Source organism: Protofrankia sp. BMG5.30 (assembly GCF_001983005.1).
GTDB classification, from domain to species: domain Bacteria; phylum Actinomycetota; class Actinomycetes; order Frankiales; family Frankiaceae; genus Protofrankia; species Protofrankia coriariae.
In genome coordinates this window covers 101855-120450 of sequence record NZ_MOME01000017.1, presented here as the reverse complement: position 1 = coordinate 120450, position 18596 = coordinate 101855, and the positions used below count along the sequence as shown (strand labels likewise).

Sequence of the window (18596 nt, the reverse complement as noted above, 5' to 3'; positions counted from 1 at the left end):
CCCATGACCGACTACCTCGACTTCACCGGCCCCGAAGGCCTGCGCACCCGCGGGACCGTCCTGGTCGTGCCGGGCCGGGGGAGAGTCCCGCCATCTACCGCCGCCTCGGCGGCCGTCTGGCGGCTAACGCCTACCGCGTGCGGGTGGTCGACGTGCCGGCCTTCGACGCGGCTGAGCGACCCGGCCGGCTCGCTCAGCCGCGTCGGCACACGGTTGATCTAGAGCGCCGGCCATGTAGCCATACGTATCCCCGCGAACGGTGGCACGCTTCGATGGACGCCGGCTACCGGAGAAGATCGGCGCGAGTTTGTCGTTGTGTACGCTGATGCGGCCAAAAAGCGCACACAACAACAAACTCGCTTGGATCATGGCTTGTACGGGTGGTCGTGGATGGGATCCGTGTATGCGGCGAGTATGGATTGGCCAGCCCAGCCGCCGTACGCACGCAGGTCGAGAACAACCTCAGGGAACGCTCAGAATGATGCGGTACGGTAGCAGTCGGAGCCCGTCCGGAGCGGCCAGAACACCGGCTTCGCGCAGGTGCTGCTCGAAGCGTTGCCACTCGTGCTGTTCGCCTGTTTCCTCGGCGTCGTCGGGCAGGACCACGTTACGGACGTTGCGCACGATATGGTTAAGTGAGATCTCGTCCAGCGGCGCGGATGTTGCCCACCCCCGGTCATCCAAGAGCGTCACTTCACGCCCGTCGGACAGCAGCGCGAACTCGCGTACCTCGCACCGCGTCCCACCATCCGGGCTTTCCTTGAGAATGCCCCAGGCGCCAAGACCTGTCACAGTTACCGGACCTGCGTTCATAATCGCATGATACGCGGCGCTCAGCCCGCACTGCCGGGCCGCGGACGTTCTTTTAGCGTCGCTGGAGCGTCCGGGCTGCGCAGATTCCCAATATGACGATCACGACCAGGAGTGCGCAGCCCTCGACAACGTCCCAGGTATACACCGCCACCGGGCTGGGCTGAAACCTTGCCTCCATTGCCAAACGCCGCGTCATCTCAGTCAGAGCCAGGATCGGTATCAGGAGTTTGCTGATTACCGCGCGAGTCCGCCAGCCTCGTCCCGACCTCCCGGCGATGCCGAGAACCGGGGCCACGACGACGGCGACCACGACCCAGAAGCCGGTCGTGGTGACAAAGCCTCGCCAATCCATGTACGTTGCCAACCGCGGGCCTGTTTCATCTACCGTGCGGTAGACCCCACGCGAAAGATCGCTGAGGCTGTATGCGACCACGGCCGCGACCAGACCGAGCAGCGCCGCCACCGACGCGCGCAGAGTTGACGTGGCACAGGACCGTCCTAAAAAAAATAGGCCAGACCGGCCCAGGCCCATCCCGCGCCGAGGAAGAGGCTGAAAGCTGTAAACGGTGGCCAGGAGGCGCCGTTCAACCGTGACACTACCAGCCCGAAAAGGCCTCCTCCCGCAACGGCGGAAGCCGCCCAGGTGAGCCGGAACAGACGAGGAATTCAGGCCCCACGGCACAGGAGGAGAAATTCAGCGCTACGCATCTCCCGAGTGTACTCTGGCCCGTGATCTATCGTAGTCGCCGCGTATCCCCGCAGTAGCCCGAAGCCGCGACGAACATGACCACCAGCACGAACGAAAGACCGTAGATCGGAATCCCTGTGCAGATGTTGCAGGTGACTCCGGGCGCCCATCGGTATTGCGAAGGAACAGGATTCCCGTGCTGCCGATGAGGTCGCGGAGTGTGTCAAGAGCGGGCGAACGGGTGGTCATCAGACGGTGATCTGGCTGAGAACCGCTTCCAGTTGGCTCGGACGTTCGGCAAGCTTTTCGACCACGGCTCTCACCTCGGCGATCGACGACGCGACGTAGACGTCGGGACGACCGACGAGTTCCCCGCCCCACTCGGTGCTGTCAACGACGAGATCGGTCAGGATCACCGACCGGCCGTGGTGCACCGCCATCCGGGCCTGAATGCGAGCGCCGCTGTGTTCCCCCGCCTCGACGACGATCGTGGTGATGCCGTAGCCGGACATCACCGCGTTACGCATCGGGAAGTTGTGCCGCTGAGGCGGCGTGTCCGGCCAGAACTGCGACAGCAGTGGCGAGCGCCGTCTTCCAGGCTGAGGCGCGTGGGCGCAGCCGCGGCGCCGGCCCGGACCGCGGCCGCGGCGGCCATGGCGTGCAGGTAGCCGACATCGACCCACAGCGGCACGTCGTCGTGCGGCCGTGCGCGCAGCCGGCGCAGCAGCCTGGCGGCCCACGCTCCGGCGAAGGGGCGGTCGAGTACCGTGCGGACCGCTGCGGGATCACGCCGTTCCACCTCGACGAGGAGATCCCAGGCCACTTCCGCCGAGGTCAGCGGGCCCGACTGCGCGGGCTGGTCCCGCAGGAAGTCGAGGAGAGCGCGGAACGCGATCCGGCGATAGCTGATCTCGGCGTCCACCAGCCGCCGGACGATGTCGGGATCGATCGCACCGAGCGAGAGGGCGTCGACATCGCGCGCCGACAACCGGTGGGTGCCGGGGCCGGAACGTGCGGCGGCCACCGGCGGCGCGGGCCGCATCAATAATCCTGCCGGCGTTTGGCGCCATTTGCATTGGAGGAGGTGGTCCCATTCACGGCCCAGGCGGTCATGCGGAGGGCAAGGGTGTCGAGCAGCCGCCGAACCTCGGTCTGAAGCGTCTCGTCCGTGCTGTCGGGGAGCTGGTCCAGCCCGATCCCGCGCACATCGGCGAGCTCCCATTCGATCACAGCGTCAGGCATGGTGCCCCATTCCCTTCTGACCGTTTCTCCCCACGGCGGCCGGAAGCGGTAGCCGCCGTTCCCCGCCGTGGAAAGAAGAGCGAAGCCGCGACAGAAGTCTTACACACCTGCCAGGTGGAGATGGCGCAAACGTGGCGCTGGTCCGGCGGAATTGGGCCGTCCAGGGCCGGGGCAGCCACGGAACGACCCGGGTGGCGGATACAGCCAGGTCGGGGACTGACGGCTGCCTTCCGTTACCGGAACCTGCCTTTCGCCCCGGGAACTCGGCCCGCGTGCTCGACAGGATGCGGACCTACACCGCACCCCGGCTCGCGATCTTCACAACGGACCGTCACAAACGCAGCCAGGCGTGGGCTCGGCGGGCGGCGGCCCACCACCCAGCCAACCGCTTCGGTCCGCTCGTCCCTGGCAGGACGGTACTTGCTCCCTGCCCAACCAGGCCCGCCGGGCCCGGGCGCGCCCCAACGGCACGTTCCGCTTCGCGCTCGCCGCGGACGCGGAGAGGGTTCGCGTACCTGGCCAGGTGGTCCGCGTATCGCGTCCGGCGGTGGGTACGGGGTATGGGATGCTGTCCGGGTGGTCGACGGTAGTCAGAACGGGGCGGGACAGCGTTTCTTTGTCTCGTACACGGGGGTGGACACCCAGTGGGCGGAGTGGATTGCGTGGACGTTGGAAGAGGCCGGTCATGACGTCCTGATTCAGGCGTGGGACTTCGCGCCTGGTTCTCATTTCGTCGCCGAAATGCAGCAGGCTCTGGACGGCAGCCGACGCACGATCGTCGTGCTCTCGCGTTCCTATCTGACGTCGGTGTTCGCGACGGAGGAGTGGCAGGCCGTCTGGGCGTCGAACCCGGCTGGTTCGACGAAGCTGCTGATGGTCATGCGGGTGGCGGACTGCGACCGGCCGGGGCTGCTGCGCCAGATCGTCTCGGTGGACCTGTTCGGGGTCACTCGGGAAGTTGCCCGGCAACGGCTTCTGGAGGCTGTTGGGACACGGCGCCGAAAGCCGACGAGTGAGCCGAGTTTTCCTGCCGGCGCACCGGTCTCCGAAACGGGCGGGCTGACGGCTGGTGAGACGTCGGTGGATTCGGTGCCGCAGTTCCCGCCGGCCGCCCGGCAGCCACGCGTCACACCATCRCCACCGGGGGTTCCAGCCGCACCACCAGGTCTGTCCGAGCCGGCGGTTCACGCATTGGCCGCGGCATTCCCAACGCCTGTCTCGGCGCGGCAGATACTGGAGACCGCCGGTCTGGACGCGGGGCGTCAGCCAGGGTGGAACGCCGGATCTTCGCTGGAGTTCTGGAGAGCGGTGAGCAGCCTGCTCGCGGCGGGAGTACTGCCCGCGGGGCGGGAGCGCCTGTTGGCCGCGGCGCGGCAGCTGTTTCCGGCAAATCCCGCTTTTGCCGCATACGTAAAAGAAGAAGCGAGCAGCACGGGTACCGATCTTTAGCCCGGATCCTCGGCCGGGTCCTGGTGGAGTCCGGCCCGCCAGGGCGCCGCCGGAGAACCAGCGCAAACTGGAGGTCACCAAGGCTTTCGCGGGGGTGGCGCAGCAGGCCGGGCTCGCCCTGATCGAACTGGCCCTGGGATTCGTCACGCGGCGCCCCGGCGGGATCGGGTAAAGTTGGAGGGGTGACCACGTTCCGGGTGGCTGGGAAGCTGCTCGCCATCAGTGATCTACATGTGGCGTACCCCGAGAACCGGCAGTTCATCGAGGAACTACGACCGGAGTCGGACGCGGACTGGCTGATCGTCGCCGGTGACGTCGGTGAGGTCGTCGCGGACGTCGAATGGGCGCTGGCACTGCTGCGTTCCCGGTTCTCCACCGTGATCTGGGTACCTGGTAATCACGAGCTGTGGACGCCGAAAAAGGATCCGGTGCGGCTGACCGGTGAGCGGCGTTACCAGCATCTGGTGGAGATATGCCGGCGCCTGGGCGTACTCACCCCGGAGGATCCTTATCCGGTGTGGGAGGGCGCCGGCGGGCCGGTCACGGTGGCTCCGCTGTTCCTCCTCTACGACTACACCTTCCGGCCGGCCGGCACCAGCTCCAAGAAGGAGGCGCTCGCCGTGGCGCACCGCACGGGCGTGGTCTGCGCGGACGAGTACCTGCTGGTTCCCGACCCCTACCCGAGTGTGGACGCCTGGTCGCGGGCCCGGGTCGAGCACACCCGTGAACGGCTCGCGGCATGTGACCCGAAGCTGCCGACCGTTCTGGTGAACCATTTCCCGCTGGTGCGGGATCCGACTTATGTGCTGYGCTATCCGGAGTTCGCGCAGTGGTGCGGCACGGAGAACACCGCCGACTGGCACCGGCGGTTCCGGGCCGCCGCCGTGGTGTACGGCCATCTGCACATTCCCCGAACAACGTGGTATGACGGCGTCCGGTTCGAGGAGGTTTCGATCGGCTATCCTCGGGAGTGGCGCCGCTGGAACGGCCCGCGCAACATTCCCCGGCAGATACTGCCGGAGCCGGAGCGACATGACTGAGACCGGGATATCAGGGACCGGGATATCAGAGACCGGGACGGCTGGGGCCGTCGTGCCCGGAAGCCGCCTCCCCAAAGACGCGACCGACCTCAGCTCGTCCGGGCCCCCCACCCCGTCCGGCGCCGTCGCCTCGTCCGGCGGAGCCGTCGCCGGGGCCGAACTGCTCGCCACGCTGCTTCACCCCGCGGTGGTCGCGGTGGAGGCGTTCGCCGACGATCCGGACGCCGTGCTGTTCCCGGAGGAGGCCGCGACGCTCGCGCGGTCCGTGGACAAACGCCGCCGGGAGTTCACCACCGCCCGGGTGTGCGCCCACCGCGCGCTCGCAGGCCTGGGCATATCGCCGGTACCGATCCTGCGCGGGCCCAAGGGCGAGCCGCAGTGGCCCGCCGGGGTGATCGGCAGCATCACGCACTGTGCCGGCTACCGGGCCGCGGTGGCGGCCTGGTCCGCCGACATCCTCACGGTCGGTATCGACGCCGAGCCGAACAAGGCCCTGCCGGCGGGCGTGCTCGACCAGATCGCCCGCCCCGAGGAACGGGACTGGCTCGACCCGCTGCTGCGCGACGGCTCCGCCGCGCGCCCGGGCGGCCCGCCGCACGGCATCCCCGCCGCGCGCTCGGAGCCACTGCCGCCCGGGGATCCCGCCGGGCGGCCGGGCGCGCTGCCGCCCGGCGGTCCCGCCGTGGATCCCGTCGTGCACTGGGACAGGCTGTTGTTCAGCATGAAGGAATCGGTCTACAAGGCGTGGTTCCCGCTGGCCCGGCGCTGGCTGGGTTTCGAGGACGCGTCGATCACGATCGACCCGCTCGGAGGCACCTTCTCCGTCCACCTGCTGGTGGACGGGCCGGTGCTCCCCGGTGGCGTCCCACCGGGGAGGGACCAGCCCGACAGAGCCCTCCCCGCGGATCTCTCCGCGTCCCTGGAGCCTCAGGCCCCCGAACGGCTGACCGGCTTCACCGGACGCTGGCTGGCCCGCAACGGCCTGGTCATCACGGCGATCACCGTACCGGGACGCTGACCGCGGAGATCGTCTCGACCAGTTCGGCCCGGGTGGGCACCCCCGGGGAACGACTCGGACGCCAGCCCTGAGTGATCAGGTCCGTCACCCGCGGTTCCACCGCGTCCAGCGCCTCGGGCGGATCCGTCATCTGCATGTGGCRCAGCGCCGCCGTCGCGACCGTCGGGTCGACACCGGCGGCGGCGAGCAGCACGAACCGCGGCAGCGACGCCGGGCTCGGCGGGCTCATCGACGGGATGGCCTGCGCCCCGCCGTCGACGGCCGCCCACCAGGCCGCGGCACGCGCCCGGTCGAGCTGCCGGGCGTCGTCGAACCACGACCGCAGCTCGCCCCGGACCCAGGCGTCGACCCGGTCCCGCCAGGCGGCGGGATCGCCGGGGTCCTCAGCCACCGCCTGGACGAGCCGCAACGCGTGCGTGACAGCCAGCGAGGAGCCTCGGCCGAAGTGCGGGTTGGTGGTGCAGACCGTGTCACCGAGCGCGTGCAGGCCGACCGGCACCGCCGGATCCAGCGGCCGGAACATGTTGCGCAGCCCGCTCATGACCGTGACGCCGGAGATCGGCTCGGCGAAGTTCGGATCGGTCCAGGCCGCCCCGAGCGACATGATGCGCGCGGCCGACTCGAACACCGGCACCCGGCGCAGCCCCGCCAGCGCCCGGTCCCCCGGCAGGTGGACGAAGGCGACGGTGAAGGTGCCGGCGTCATGGGGGAAGACGAGCAGCGCGTAGCCGTCGGCCTCCTCGACTCCGACCACCCAGCGGTTGACCGCGGTGAACTGCCGTCCCGGCAGCAGCCGGTAGCGGCGGGACACGTAGACCTCGTTGGCCGGCTCGTCGATGCCCTCCGCGTCCCGTGCCCCGGTGGTCAGCCGGCTGCGCCGGCCACCGGCGTCGATAACAAGATCGGCCGGTCGCAGCCCGCCCTCGGCCAGCTGCACGCCGACGGCCGTTCCCCGCCGGGTCTCCACCCGTTGGACGGTCCCGGCCCGCAGCTCTATCCCGGGCTGCGTCTCGAGGTCGCGCCGCAGCACCCACTCCAGGGTGCTGCGGCGGCACCGCAACGAGCGCGTCCCGTCCGGCAGGGGCACCTCGACCGCGCCGGCGGCCCGCAGGGCGTCGAGTGTGTCGGGCAGGCCCGCGCGCAGCTCGGCGTGGATGCGGGCGAGGAAGGCGTGCGGCTGGTGCAGGTGCGCGACCCCGGTCCGTCTCCAGCCACCGGCCTCGTCGAGCCGGGCGGGTCTCACCGCGGTGTCACGCTCGATCAGCGTCACCGCGTGCCCGAGGCGCGCCAGCGCGAGAGCGGCCGTCATCCCGGCCACTCCGGCACCGCACACCAGGACGTCCAGCCGCCTTCCGCTCGCCATTCAATTCCCCGTTCTGCATATCAGTTCATCACACTCCGTACATTTCGTCGCGGCCGTACGCCGAAGCGCAATCGGCTGTCGTCACCCGAAAACGGCACGTATGTGATCTTCAAGGGCGCCGGCAAGGACCGGCCTGCTGCGGAAGCCGATGTGCCCGTCCGGCCGGATCAGGTGGGCGCACGGCCCGGTGGTCGCGTAGACGGACCGGTAGTCACGCTCGGTGTCGCGGATGACGGGCAGGTCAAGGCCCGCGGGAGCGACGGCGTCCGGGTCCAGCACGGCGTAGACGTTGATCAGCCCCGCGGCCTGCCGCCGGATCGCCGCGGCGATCTTCTCGTAGCCGCGCAGGTCCTCCTCGGTCGAGGAGGCGTCCCCGTAGAACAGCAGCGTGTGCCCGCTGCCCTGGATCAGCTCGAACAGCCGCAGCCGGTGCCCGACCCCGCGGCGGGCCAGCCCGTGCACGTCCGGCGCGCGGTCGCCGGCCGCCGGCCCGCGGTCCGGGGCGTCCCAGCCCAGCGCCTCCCCGACCAGCGGGGTGCCGCGGTAGGTCAGGGTCATCTGCATCTCGTCGAGGAACTGCGCCTTCTCGTCCTCGTTGTCCATCTCGTCGGTGAACGCGACCCGCACGGCGCGGCCCATGACCGACTCCCCGGCCGGGCGGCGCTCGGCCTCGTAGCTGTCGAGCAGGCCCGGCCCCGCGTGCCCGCCCGCCGCGAGCGCGAGCTTCCAGCCGAGGTTGTAGGCGTCCTGGATGCCGGTGTTCATGCCCTGCCCGCCCGCCGGCGGGTGCAGGTGCGCGGCGTCACCGGCGACGAACACCCGGCCGACCCGGTAACGGTCGACGATCCCGTGGCTGATCCGGAAGATCGACGACCAGCGCAGGTTGCGCGCGGTCGTCCCGGGCGGCGCCAGCCCGTCGAGCGCGGCCTGGAACTCGGCCAGCGTCGGCGGTTCGTACTCCTTCGTGAAACCGGGCGGCACGTCCGTGCGGGCGGCCTCGGCCATGATCCGCGGCGGGGCCATGGTCGCGATGCGGTAACGGCCCTGGCCCCGCAACGGGACGCACACGAGCATCCCGTCCATCTTGCCGTCGGTCTCGTGCAGGAAGCGCAGCAGATAGCCCTCGGGCAGCGACCAGTCGACCTCGACGTCGGCGAGCATGAACAGCTGCGGGAACCGTCCGGCGCCCGCGTTGAACGCCAGGTTCAGCTCCTTGCGGACGGTGCTGTGCGCGCCGTCGGATCCCACCAGATACTTCGCGCGCACCGTCGTCTCACCGTCGGCGGCCGACAGCCGGGCGGTCACGCCGGCGGCGTCCTGGGTGAGGCCGCGCAGCTCGACGCCCCGCTCGATCGTCCCGCCGAGGGCTGCGAAACGGTTGGTGAGGATGCGTTCCGTCTCGTACTGCGGCAGCCCGAGGTGGGCGTACGGCAGCTCCGGCAGGTCCCACTCGACGCGGTGGGTCTGGTGCCCGTTGACGACGACGATCTGGCCGTTGAGCCAGATGCCGGCGTCCATCGCCTCCTGGACGATGCCCTGGTCCTCCCAGATCTCCATCGTCCGGCAGTGCACGCCGATGGCCTTGTCCGCCTGGCCCGGCGGCTCGGTGCTCCTGTCCACCAGCCGGCAGGCGACCCCGCGGCGGGCGAGCTCGATGGCGAGGGTCAGGCCGGTCGGTCCCGCGCCGACGACCAGCACGTCGGTTGCCGCGTCCGGCTCCGGCCGCCGGGCACCGGCGACCTGCGGCCGGACGGTCGCGGCCGCGGCCGTGCTCAGGGCCGCTGTCGGGCGCTGCTGCGGGGCCGCCCCCGGCCTGGGGCGGGCGTTCGCGCCGGCGGCGTCCGCGCCGATGGCCGCCTCGGGGCTCGCGCCGGCGTTCGCTTCGTCCTCCGGTGGGCGGGCGACGATCGAGAAGATGCGGCGGGAGAAACCACGGTCGAGGAAGGGGATGAGCTGCCTGGTGCGGTCGCTGTGGTTCGGATCCCCCACCCAGGCCAGGAAGGCCTGCTCGGAGGCCCATTCCGCCAGCAGGTGGAACGTGCCGGTGCCGGGTTCGTGCAGCAGCTCCTCCCGGACCCGGCCGGCCACCCCGCGCATGGCCTCGGCGACCTCGAGGAACGCCTGCTCGAACGCGTCCTCCTCGCCGGGGGGCACAGTGGTGGTGACCAGCACCCGCACCGCCGGCCCCCGCCCGTCCAGGGTGTGCAGCACGTCGTAGGTGCTGCGCTCGGCGTCGTCGCGCAGGTCGCGCAGGGCGGCGGTGAGGTGGTCCCGGCGCGCGCTGCGCCCGAAGGCGTCCAGCGCCGAGCGGTTCTCCCAGTCGGCCACGATCACGTACTCGCCGGGCCGGTCCGGGTTGCGCATCAGATCCTGGCGGATGTTCCCCGGCACCGTGCTGATGACCTCCGCCGCCTTCAGCCAGGCGCTTTCGAACTCCTGCTCACGGCCGGGACGGGCGCGCATGCGCAGCAGCGTGCGCACCGTGTCGGTGGCGGTGCCGAGCGCCGTGCGCACCACCGCCCCCACCCCGGGGCCGCCGGTCGCGTCCACGTTGGGCATCTATTTCTCCTCCTGCTGATAGCGATGTAGGACGACCGACGCGTTGAATCCGTCGAAACCACGGGCGTTGATCATTGCGGTGGTGACCGGCGTGGGGGTCACCTCGGCGACGAAGTTCAGGTCGCATCCGGGCGCGGGCGTACGGACACCCGCCGGCGGCAGCAGATCGTGCCGCATGGCCAGCAGGGCGGTGGCCGCGTCCAGGGCGGCTCCACCCTGGTAGAGCCGCCCCACCAGTGGCTTCTGCGTCGTCACCACCGGTGACGCCGAGCCGAATGCGGCCCGCAGCGCGGCGCTCTCGTCGCGGTCGGCGGCGGGCAGCCCGAGCGCGTCGGGGAAGACCACGTCGACATCCTCGGGACGCCGGCCCGCCCGGTGCAGCGCCGTGGTCATCGCCCGGGCGTACTGCTCCACGTCGAAGCCGCCGCGACGCCGGGAGGGGCGGCCGTCGAACGTGGCCGCCGCCCCGGCGATCTCCCCGTAGATCACGGGGGCGCCGCGGGCCAGGGCGTGGTCGAGGTCCTCCACGACGAAGACGGCACCCCCCTCCCCGGGGACGTAACCGTCCGCGTCGACGTCGAACGGGCAGTAGGCGTGGGCCGGGTCGGTGCGGGATGTCATGGCATGGTTGTGCTGCTGGCAGGTCAGCGCGTACGGGGACAGCGGTGCCTCGGTTCCGCCGGCGAGCACCACCGGGGTCCCGCGGCGGACCAGCCGCGCCGCGTGGGCGAAGCTGTCCAGGCCACCGGCGCTCTCCGACACCAGGACCACCGACGGCCCCTTCATGCCGTGCCGGATCGACAGCTGCCCCACCGTGGCCGCGTAGAACCAGGCGATCGACTGGTAGGCGCCGACCGTGCGGGACGAGGAGCTCCACAGGTGCTGCAGCTCGCGCTGGCCGAACGCGTTGCCCCCCGAGCCGCTGGCGAGCGCGACGGACATGTCGTACGGGTCGAGGGCCTCCGGGTCGATCCCCGCGTCCGCCAGGGCCTGGCCGGCGGCGCAGAAGGCCAGGTGCGTCCACCGGTCCGTCTGCACGACGAACCGGCTCGGCATGTGCTCGGCCGCCCCGAAACCCTCGACCTCACCGGCGAGGGTGGTGTCGTAGCGTGACGGGTCGAACTGGGTGATGCGCCCGATTCGGGTCTCCCCGGACAGCGCGGTCTTCCAGTACGTGTCCACGCCGATCCCGCTCGCGCAGACGATCCCGATCCCGGTGATCACAGCGCGCGGCGTCACCGTCCGACCCCCGCTTTCCTCTTCCCAGCGCCCTCCGCGGCCGGCAGGCCGTTGGGAGCCCGGAAGACCATGGCCGACTGGAAGCCCCCGAAACCGCTGCCGACCGACAGCGCGACGTCGACCTTGTGCTCACGTGCCGTGTTCGGCGTGTAGTCGAGGTCGCACTCCGGATCGCGGTTGGCCCAGTTCGCCGTCGGGGGGACCACCCCGTGCTCGATGGCCAGCGCGCAGGCCGCCATCTCGATCGCGCCGATCGCGCCGAGCGAATGGCCGACCATGGACTTGATCGAACTGACCGGCACCTGGTAGGCGTGCTCGCCCAGCGCCCGTTTGAAGGCCGCCGTCTCGTGCCGGTCGTTCTGCTTGGTCCCCGAACCGTGGGCGTTGATGTAGGAGACGGTGGTCGGCGCCAGCCGGCCCTGTGCCAGCGCGTCGGAGATGGCCCGAGCCATCTCCACCCCGTCGGGACGCAGCCCCGTCATGTGGAAGGCGTTGCTGCGGGTGGCGAACCCGGCGACCTCGCAGTAGATGTGCGCACCCCGACGCCGGGCGTGCTCCAGCTCCTCCAGGACGAGGACCGCGCCGCCCTCACCCAGGATGAAGCCCCTGCGGTCCCGGTCGAAGGGCCGGGAGGCGTGCTCGGGGTCGGAATCGTCCGGCGACGTCGCCTTGATCGCGTCGAAGGAGGCGAGCGTGACCGGGGAGATCGGGGAGTCCGACGCACCGGCGATCATCACCTCCACCTCCCCGTCGGCGACGAGTTGGTAGCCGTAGCCGATGGCGTCGATCCCGGACGTGCAGCCGGTGGAGACGACCTGCGCCGGGCCGTGGGCGCCGAACTGGCAGCCGACGTCGGCCGCCAGGCTGCTCGGCATCAGCGCCTGGTACAGGAACGGCGACGCGTAGTCGGGGTCGACCAGCCACTGCTGGCCGCTGTCGCTGGCCACGACGTACTCGGTCTCCAGCGCCGTGGTCCCCCCGACCGCCGTGCCCATCGTCACGCCGGTGGCGTTCGCGGTCGGCTCGTCGAAGACGAGCCCGCTGTCCGTGACGGCCTCGGCGGCGGCGGCCATGGCGAACTGGATGTAGCGGTCGGAGCGCCGCACCTGACGGGGGGTGAGCCCGGCGGCGGCCGGGTCGAAGTCGCACTCGGCGGCGACCCGGGACCGGAACGGCGACGCGTCGAAGAGGGTGATGCGCCGGGTGGCGGTCCGGCCCGCCGTCACAGCGGACCAGAACGCCTCCCGCGTCACCCCGCCCGGCGCGACCACGCCCACCCCGGTCACCACCACGCGGCGGTGGCCGCTCACGCCGAGGCCACCGGATCACCGTCGGCGCGTTCGCTGCCCACCTGGCCGGTACTCACCTGGTCAGACAGCTGCGGCTCGGAGCGCGCCTGGTCGGCGGTCACGGTCACGGCCTGCCGGGCAGCGCCCGCGTCCCGGGCGTCCCCGCTCCCCCGGGCCTCCCCGGCGTTCCCGGTGTCCCCGGCCTTCCCGGTGTCCTCGGCGTTCTCGGTGTCCACGTGCCCGAGCTCGGGACGGGGGGCGAGGGGACCGAGGTGGAAGACCACCGACGCCGGCTCGCCCGCGGTGTTGCGCAGCCGGTGGCGCGTCCCGATCGGGATGTAGAGCCCCTCGCCGGCCGCGACGGCCACCGGGACGTCGTCGCAGTCGACGACGATGCTCCCTGTTGCTACGTACAGAAACTCTTCGCTGTACGGATGGTAGTGTTCGGCGATCTTCTCGCCGGGCAGCAGGGTGGCCACGCCCATGAAGCCCGAGGTGCTACCGACCGTGCGCGGACCGAGCAGCACCCGTAGCTCTCCCCCGCGCCGCCGGTCCGGCGGAACATCACGGACAGCCACATGCCGACAGCAGGATGCGACAGCCATCTCCGGTACTCCCTCTCACTTGTCATGCGCCCGTGCTCACTCGTCATGCGCCCGCGTCGCGAGCCCCACCGGCCGCGCCGGCCACACCGGCCGTGYCGGCCACACCGGCCGCCAGCTTCTCGACCTTGTCCCGGATGATCTCCATCTGGATCACCGAGTTGGCGTTGATCCGGGCGGTCATCGCCTCGTCGTCGACCGGCGCGTCCGGGCGCATGGCGAAGTCCTGCAGCCACGTCATCCGGACGCCGCCGTCGAGCTCCTCGTACGACCAGTAGATGTTCATGTACTGGAACGGGCCGGGCTCGACCCGATGCGCGCGCACCTCACGCAGGCCACGGTCGACCGTTCGCTGGCTGACCCACGACCAGATCTGRCCGTTCTCGTCCGGATGCATGGTCAACCGGAAACGGACGGTGTTCCCCTCGCGTTCGAGAATGTCCACCGAGGCGTACTCCGTGAACAGGTCGGGCCAGTTCTCCAGGTCGTTCGTCGCGTCCCAGACGACGCCGAACGGAGCGGCGATGAACACCGAGTTCTGTGTGTGTCCCGGCATCTCCTACGAGACCTCCCTGAAATTGTCCCGGATTTTCTCCCGCAGGCCCTCGCCCACGGGACGCCACCCGGGTGCCTTCGTTCGCTGGCCTTTTCACAGGTCTTCGTTCATGGACCTTCTGTCACCGATCCTCGTTCGCGACGGCGGCGATCTCCCCCACGGTCATCGTGACGGCCTCGTCGGGAATCTCCACACCGAACCTCTCGACCAGCACCGCCTGCAGCTCGAGAACGGCCAGTGAGTCGATCTGCAGCTCCGCGAGAGAAAGCGACTCGTTTCCGGCGAAAACGTCCGGATCCACACCGGCCCGCTCGACGAGAATTTCGCGGATCGTGGCCGCTGTCACGACGGACCGGGTCTCCCCGGTAGCTTCAACACTCATCGCCGCACCTTTCCGGAGTCCGCTGTCAGGCGGTCGACCAGGCTGGTCGAATACCGTCCCTTGCGGAACTCGGTGTCGGCCAGCACACGTTTGATGAAAGGAATAGTGGTACGTACGCCGGGCCCGTCGACGTCGAACTCGCCGAGCGCGCGCTCGGCCCGGCTGAGCGCCTCGGCCCGGCTGGGCGCCCAGACCGACACCTTGGCCAGCAGCGAGTCGTAGTACGGGCTGACCCGGTATCCGGGGAAGCCATGGGTGTCCACCCGGACGAACGGGCCGGCCGGCGGGGCGAAGCGGTCCAGCCGGCCCGCGGCCGGGGTGAACCCGCGGTCCGGATCCTCGGTGTTGACCCGGCACTCGACGGCGACCCCGCGCAGGACGACGTCCTCCTGCCGCAGCCGCAACGGCGTGCCGGYCGCGACATGGAGCTGCTCGTGGACGAGATCGCAGCCCGTCACCATCTCGGTGACCGGATGTTCCACCTGGATACGGCTGTTGATCTCGATGAAATAGTGGTTCTGGTCCTCGTCCACCAGGAACTCGACCGTGCCCAGGCCGGTGAAACCGACCGACAGCGCGCCACGCACCGCGTCCCGGCACATCTCGGCCACCCGGTCGGGGTCGAGCTCGGGCGCGGGCGCCTCCTCCACCAGCTTCTGGTGGCGGCGCTRCACCGAACAGTCCCGGGTGCCCAGGTGGATGCCCACACCGTGCGCGTCACAGAGGATCTGCACCTCGACGTGGCGGGCCCGTTCGAGAAAACGCTCCACGTAGATCCGGTCGTCGCCGAAGACCGCCCGGGCCGCCGCCCGGGTGTCGGCGAACGCGGTCGCGAGCTGCGCGGCCGAGCGCACGACCGTCATACCGCGCCCACCGCCACCGGCCGCGGCCTTGATGATGACGGGATATCCGATGGCGTCGGCGATGTCGCGCGCGTCAGCTACGCTGCGCGCGACATCGGCGCTGCCGGTGAGCAGCGGCAGGCCCGCCCTGCGCATCAGGGCCCGGGCCACGCTCTTGTCCCCCAGCGAGGCCATCACCGCCGGCGGCGAGCCGATGAACACCAGGCCGGCGTCGGCGCATATCTCCGCGAAGTCGGGATCCTCGGAGAGAAACCCGTAGCCGGGATGGACGGCGTCMGCCTCTGTCATTCTCGCCGCCTCGACGATGGCCGCCGCGTTGGCGTAGCTGCGCCGTGGCGGTGGCGGCCCAATACACACCGCCTCGTCGGTATGGCGATGGACAAGCGAGTCCCGGTCCGCTGTCGAATAGACGCTGACGGTCCGGATACCGAGCTCACGGCACGCCCTGGCCACCCGTAGCGCGATCTCGCCGCGGTTCGCGATGAGAACTTTCTGGAACAAATCTTCACCCCCCGCGTGAAATGAGACTTCCGCTACGGTGCTATTTCGACGAGAACCTGGTCGAACTCGACCGCCTCCCCGTTCCCGACGCAGATCCGGGCCACCGTCCCGCCGATGTCGGCAGTCACCGGGTTCAGCAGTTTCATCGCCTCGATGATGCCGATCGTCGCGCCCGCGTCGATGACGTTCCCCACCGTGACGAAAGGCTCTGCCCCCGGTTCGGGCGCGTGATAGAAAGTCCCGACGATCGGGGCCGTGACAGCGGCCACGTCGGCGTCCGCGATATTCTCACCAGCCTCGTTCGCGGCGGCCCCGTTTGCCGTGGCGCCGGGTACGGCCGCGCCATTCACGGGGGCACCGCTGACGATGGTGCCGTTTCCGGCGGCCGGCGCCCCGGTGGCCGCCCGCGTGACAACCGTCCGCTCAACAGCCGTGTCGCCGGTGGACGGTGCCGGGATGAGCGCGCCGACGTTTTCCGGCGGCGCCGCCTGCTGCGCGCCGGGGGTCGCCCGCGACCACTCGACCTCGATGGCGACGTCCCCGGAACAGACGCGGATGCGGCCGAGCTGGCCGGGCAGTTCCCCGGCCAGCCGGGTCGCGTGCTCGTGCAGACGGCTCAGGACGTGCTGACGCTGGTCGCTGGTGTTGGCCGGCCTCATACGGCCTTCTCCTCATGTCGTTCGCGCGGCTGCGGCGGCGCGATGTCGGTGGGGGTGGTCACGGCCGCCTGACCGAAGCGGCGGAAGCGCGAGCGCCGGGCCCGGATCAGGTGGGCCGCCGGCAGCGCCAGCAGCGGGCGCAGGGCCTCGAGCACCGCCTGGCGCAGCAGGTTGCCGGCGGCAAGGTGATCCGTCTGGGAGCCGCCGAGCGGCTCGGGTACCACGGCGTCGACGATGCCCAGCCGCAGCAGCCACGGGGCGTTCAGGCCGAGCGCGCGGGCGGCCTCGGCCGCGGCCTGCGTGTCGTTCCAGAGGATCGACGAGCACGCCTCGGGGCTGATCACGGAGAACACGCCGTTCTCCGCGACCAGGACGCGGTCGGCGACGGCCAGCGCCAGCGCGCCGCCGCTGCCGCCCTCACCGGTGATCACCGCGATGACCGGTGTGGACAGCGCGGACATCCGCTGGATGGCGTGCGCGATCGCGGACGCCTGCCCCCGCTCCTCGGCCTCCCGGCCGGGGTAGGCGCCGGGGGTGTCGATCAGTGTCACCACGGGCAGGCCGAGCCGCGCCGCCAGCGACATCACCCGCATGGCCTTGCGGTAGCCCTCGGGCTGGGGCATGCCGAAGTTGTGCGCGACGAGCTCCGTGGTCGAGTGCCCCTTCTCGGTCCCGACCACGGCCACGGCAAGCCCGTCGATCTCCGCGATGCCCGCCACGACGGCGCTGCAGTCCCCGTACAGCCGGTCACCACGCAGCTCGATGAAGGAGTCGAACGACCGGGCGAGGTAGTCCCGGACGGTGGGGCGGCCGCTGTCCCGGGCCAGTCGGACGGTCTCCCACGGATCCCGCTGGACCAGCCGCTCCGGGTCGGTGATGAGCACGCCGGAGCCGGCCGGTACGGGCCGGCCGGCCGGCGTCCCGACAGGTTGCCGCGCCGGCTCGTCCGCCGGCTCGCCGGCCGGCAGGTCGGCCGGCAGGTCGGTCGACGGGTCGATGTCCCGCTGCTCCCGCCGGCCGACCGCGAGCAGCCTGCCCAGCACCGTCCGCAGGTCCGTCCGGTCGGCGACGATGTCGACCTGCCCCTTGCTGGCGAGAAAACCGCTGCTCTGGAACTCGGCGGGCAGCTCCTGCCCGATGGTCTGCCGGATGACCCGGGGCCCGGCGAAACCCATCCGGCTGCCGGACTCGGCGACGATCACGTCCGTGTTGGTCGCGAACGACGCCGCCACCCCGCCGTAGGTCGGGTCGGTCACCAGGCTGATGGACAGCAGGCCGTGTTCCCGGTGCCGTTCGACGGCGATACCGGTCTTGGCCATCTGCATCAGCGACAGGCAGCCCTCCTGCATCCGGGCGCCGCCGGAGGTGGAGACGACGAGCAGGGGAAGCGCCTCGTCCACGGCGAGTTCCACCGCGAGCGTTATCATTTCGCCGACCGCCGAGCCGAGGCTGCCGCCGAGGAAACGGAAGTCCATCACGGCCACGACAAGCCCGTGGCCGCCGATGGCTCCGGCGCCGCACAGCACCGCCTCGGCCAGCGCGGTCTCCCGCCGGGCCGCCTCCCAGCGCTGGGCGTACGGCCGGGTGTCGGTGAACCCGAGGATGTCGAAGTGGACGGGTTCGACCAGCAGCGGCCGGAAGCTGCCGGGATCGAGGAGCTGGTCGATCCGCTGGGCGGCGGTCAGCCGGTCGTGGTGGCCGCATTCCGGGCACACGTAGAGGTTGCGGGCCAGCCGTTTGCCGTAGACGAGCGCGGTGCAGGAGCCGCACCGGCTCCAGGCGGCCACGTCCGCCTCGGCGACCGTGGCCCTCACGCTGCCTCCCCGGCGGAGCTGGCCTCGTGGGTGCCACCGGCGGAGCTGGCCTCGTGGGTACCGCCGGCGGAGCCGGCCTCATAGGTGTAGAAACACCGCGCTATCGCGTCCTCGGGTGACCGCCAGGTCGGCAGATAGGGCTGAATGTAGTGGGACAGCCGCTCGCTGACGCGTTTGAACTCCTCGTGGCCGCGCGCGTTGTCCACCGCCCGCCGGCCGTCCCCGGCCGTTTCCAGCAGGTGGACGTAGAGATCCCCGAGCGAATAGAGCGAACGGCGGGTGACGCCGGCGATCCGCGGAAGTCCGGTCGCGTCCGATTCMGCGAAGATGCGTGCGACGTCCTTTTCCGCGCCGGGTGTGATCTTGGCAACAATCAAGGATCTGTGCATGTTGGTGTCCCCCTCCACCGAGCAGGCCGGGAAAACCCCGGGACCGGGGCCGGCGGGGTCACTGACCCATTCACGGCGACAACGTTCCGGTTCAGACCGACCCCCCTACCGAGAGTAAGGGTGATCACAC

At 70.7% G+C, this 18596-nt stretch carries 18 protein-coding genes and 2 pseudogenes; 4 read left to right on the top strand and 16 right to left on the bottom strand.

Going from position 1 to position 18596, the window contains the following annotated elements; translation table 11 throughout:
* Nucleotides 1-3 precede the first annotated feature (3 nt).
* Nucleotides 4-167: pseudogene (locus BL254_RS24905) on the top strand (alpha/beta hydrolase); the annotation flags it as partial.
* Nucleotides 168-462: 295 nt separating this feature from the next.
* Here the strand turns inward: BL254_RS24905 and BL254_RS11505 are convergent.
* The 5 genes from BL254_RS11505 to BL254_RS11485 form a co-directional block, all read right to left on the bottom strand.
* Nucleotides 463-792 (bottom strand): hypothetical protein, encoded by a 330-nt coding sequence (locus BL254_RS11505; RefSeq protein WP_052914269.1) that lies wholly within the window; start codon nt 790-792, stop codon nt 463-465.
* A 73-nt stretch (nt 793-865) separates the two neighbouring features.
* Complete coding sequence (locus BL254_RS11500; RefSeq protein WP_047221785.1) at nt 866-1276, bottom strand: hypothetical protein; 411 nt, start codon at nt 1274-1276, stop codon at nt 866-868.
* A gap of 473 nt (nt 1277-1749) precedes the next feature.
* Nucleotides 1750-2028, bottom strand: a complete 279-nt coding sequence (locus BL254_RS28310) for a DNA-processing protein DprA (RefSeq protein ID WP_052914270.1) — start codon at nt 2026-2028, stop codon at nt 1750-1752.
* Nucleotides 2013-2543, bottom strand: coding sequence for an HEXXH motif domain-containing protein (locus BL254_RS11490; protein ID WP_052914271.1), 531 nt, complete (start codon nt 2541-2543; stop codon nt 2013-2015). Before BL254_RS11490 ends, BL254_RS28310 begins: the two co-directional genes overlap by 16 nt.
* Nucleotides 2543-2743, bottom strand: coding sequence for a hypothetical protein (locus BL254_RS11485; protein WP_047221787.1), 201 nt, complete (start codon nt 2741-2743; stop codon nt 2543-2545). The genes BL254_RS11490 and BL254_RS11485 overlap by 1 nt, the downstream gene beginning before the upstream one ends.
* A 576-nt stretch (nt 2744-3319) precedes the next feature.
* Here BL254_RS11485 and BL254_RS11480 point away from each other — a divergent pair.
* The 3 genes from BL254_RS11480 to BL254_RS11470 all read left to right on the top strand — a co-directional run bounded on the left by BL254_RS11480 (nt 3320) and on the right by BL254_RS11470 (nt 6250).
* The gene (locus BL254_RS11480; RefSeq protein WP_076843289.1) at nt 3320-4192 is read left to right on the top strand and encodes a TIR domain-containing protein; all 873 of its coding nucleotides are present in this window, start codon (nt 3320-3322) and stop codon (nt 4190-4192) included.
* A gap of 182 nt (nt 4193-4374) precedes the next feature.
* Nucleotides 4375-5232 carry a metallophosphoesterase gene (locus tag BL254_RS11475; protein ID WP_076843288.1) on the top strand — a complete coding sequence of 286 codons (858 nt, stop codon included), beginning with the start codon at nt 4375-4377 and terminating at the stop codon, nt 5230-5232.
* Between the two features lie 160 nt (nt 5233-5392).
* Nucleotides 5393-6250, top strand: a complete 858-nt coding sequence (locus BL254_RS11470) for a 4'-phosphopantetheinyl transferase (protein ID WP_047221866.1) — start codon at nt 5393-5395, stop codon at nt 6248-6250.
* Here the strand turns inward: BL254_RS11470 and BL254_RS11465 are convergent.
* From BL254_RS11465 to BL254_RS11415, 11 genes and pseudogenes are all read right to left on the bottom strand, one after another.
* Entirely contained in the window at nt 6231-7613 is a 1383-nt protein-coding gene (locus tag BL254_RS11465) for an NAD(P)/FAD-dependent oxidoreductase (protein ID WP_076843286.1), read from the bottom strand. The two genes, BL254_RS11470 and BL254_RS11465, sit on opposite strands and share 20 nt — an antisense overlap.
* An 81-nt stretch (nt 7614-7694) precedes the next feature.
* Entirely contained in the window at nt 7695-10172 is a 2478-nt protein-coding gene (locus BL254_RS11460; RefSeq protein WP_076843285.1) for an FAD-dependent monooxygenase, read from the bottom strand.
* Nucleotides 10173-11411 (bottom strand): beta-ketoacyl synthase N-terminal-like domain-containing protein, encoded by a 1239-nt coding sequence (locus BL254_RS11455; protein WP_047221788.1) that lies wholly within the window; start codon nt 11409-11411, stop codon nt 10173-10175. It abuts the gene before it with no gap.
* Entirely contained in the window at nt 11408-12721 is a 1314-nt protein-coding gene (locus BL254_RS11450; protein ID WP_047221789.1) for a beta-ketoacyl synthase, read from the bottom strand. The genes BL254_RS11455 and BL254_RS11450 overlap by 4 nt, the downstream gene beginning before the upstream one ends.
* A gap of 185 nt (nt 12722-12906) precedes the next feature.
* Nucleotides 12907-13305: pseudogene (locus tag BL254_RS28305) on the bottom strand (cupin domain-containing protein); the annotation flags it as partial.
* A gap of 43 nt (nt 13306-13348) precedes the next feature.
* Nucleotides 13349-13858, bottom strand: a complete 510-nt coding sequence (locus BL254_RS11440) for an SRPBCC family protein (RefSeq protein ID WP_076843284.1) — start codon at nt 13856-13858, stop codon at nt 13349-13351.
* 121 nt (nt 13859-13979) lie between these two features.
* Complete coding sequence (locus BL254_RS11435; RefSeq protein ID WP_047221791.1) at nt 13980-14240, bottom strand: acyl carrier protein; 261 nt, start codon at nt 14238-14240, stop codon at nt 13980-13982.
* A complete protein-coding gene (locus BL254_RS11430) occupies nt 14237-15604 on the bottom strand; it encodes an acetyl/propionyl/methylcrotonyl-CoA carboxylase subunit alpha (RefSeq protein WP_076843283.1) in 1368 nt (455 codons plus the stop codon). The genes BL254_RS11435 and BL254_RS11430 overlap by 4 nt, the downstream gene beginning before the upstream one ends.
* 32 nt (nt 15605-15636) lie before the next feature.
* Nucleotides 15637-16263: a biotin/lipoyl-containing protein gene (locus BL254_RS11425; protein WP_047221793.1), complete on the bottom strand. Its 627-nt coding sequence runs from the start codon at nt 16261-16263 to the stop codon at nt 15637-15639.
* Complete coding sequence (accA, locus tag BL254_RS11420) at nt 16260-18077, bottom strand: acetyl-CoA carboxylase carboxyltransferase subunit alpha/beta (RefSeq protein ID WP_076843282.1); 1818 nt, start codon at nt 18075-18077, stop codon at nt 16260-16262. The genes BL254_RS11425 and accA overlap by 4 nt, the downstream gene beginning before the upstream one ends.
* Complete coding sequence (locus BL254_RS11415) at nt 18074-18466, bottom strand: TcmI family type II polyketide cyclase (RefSeq protein WP_076843281.1); 393 nt, start codon at nt 18464-18466, stop codon at nt 18074-18076. The genes accA and BL254_RS11415 overlap by 4 nt, the downstream gene beginning before the upstream one ends.
* Between the last annotated feature and the right edge of the window lie 130 nt (nt 18467-18596).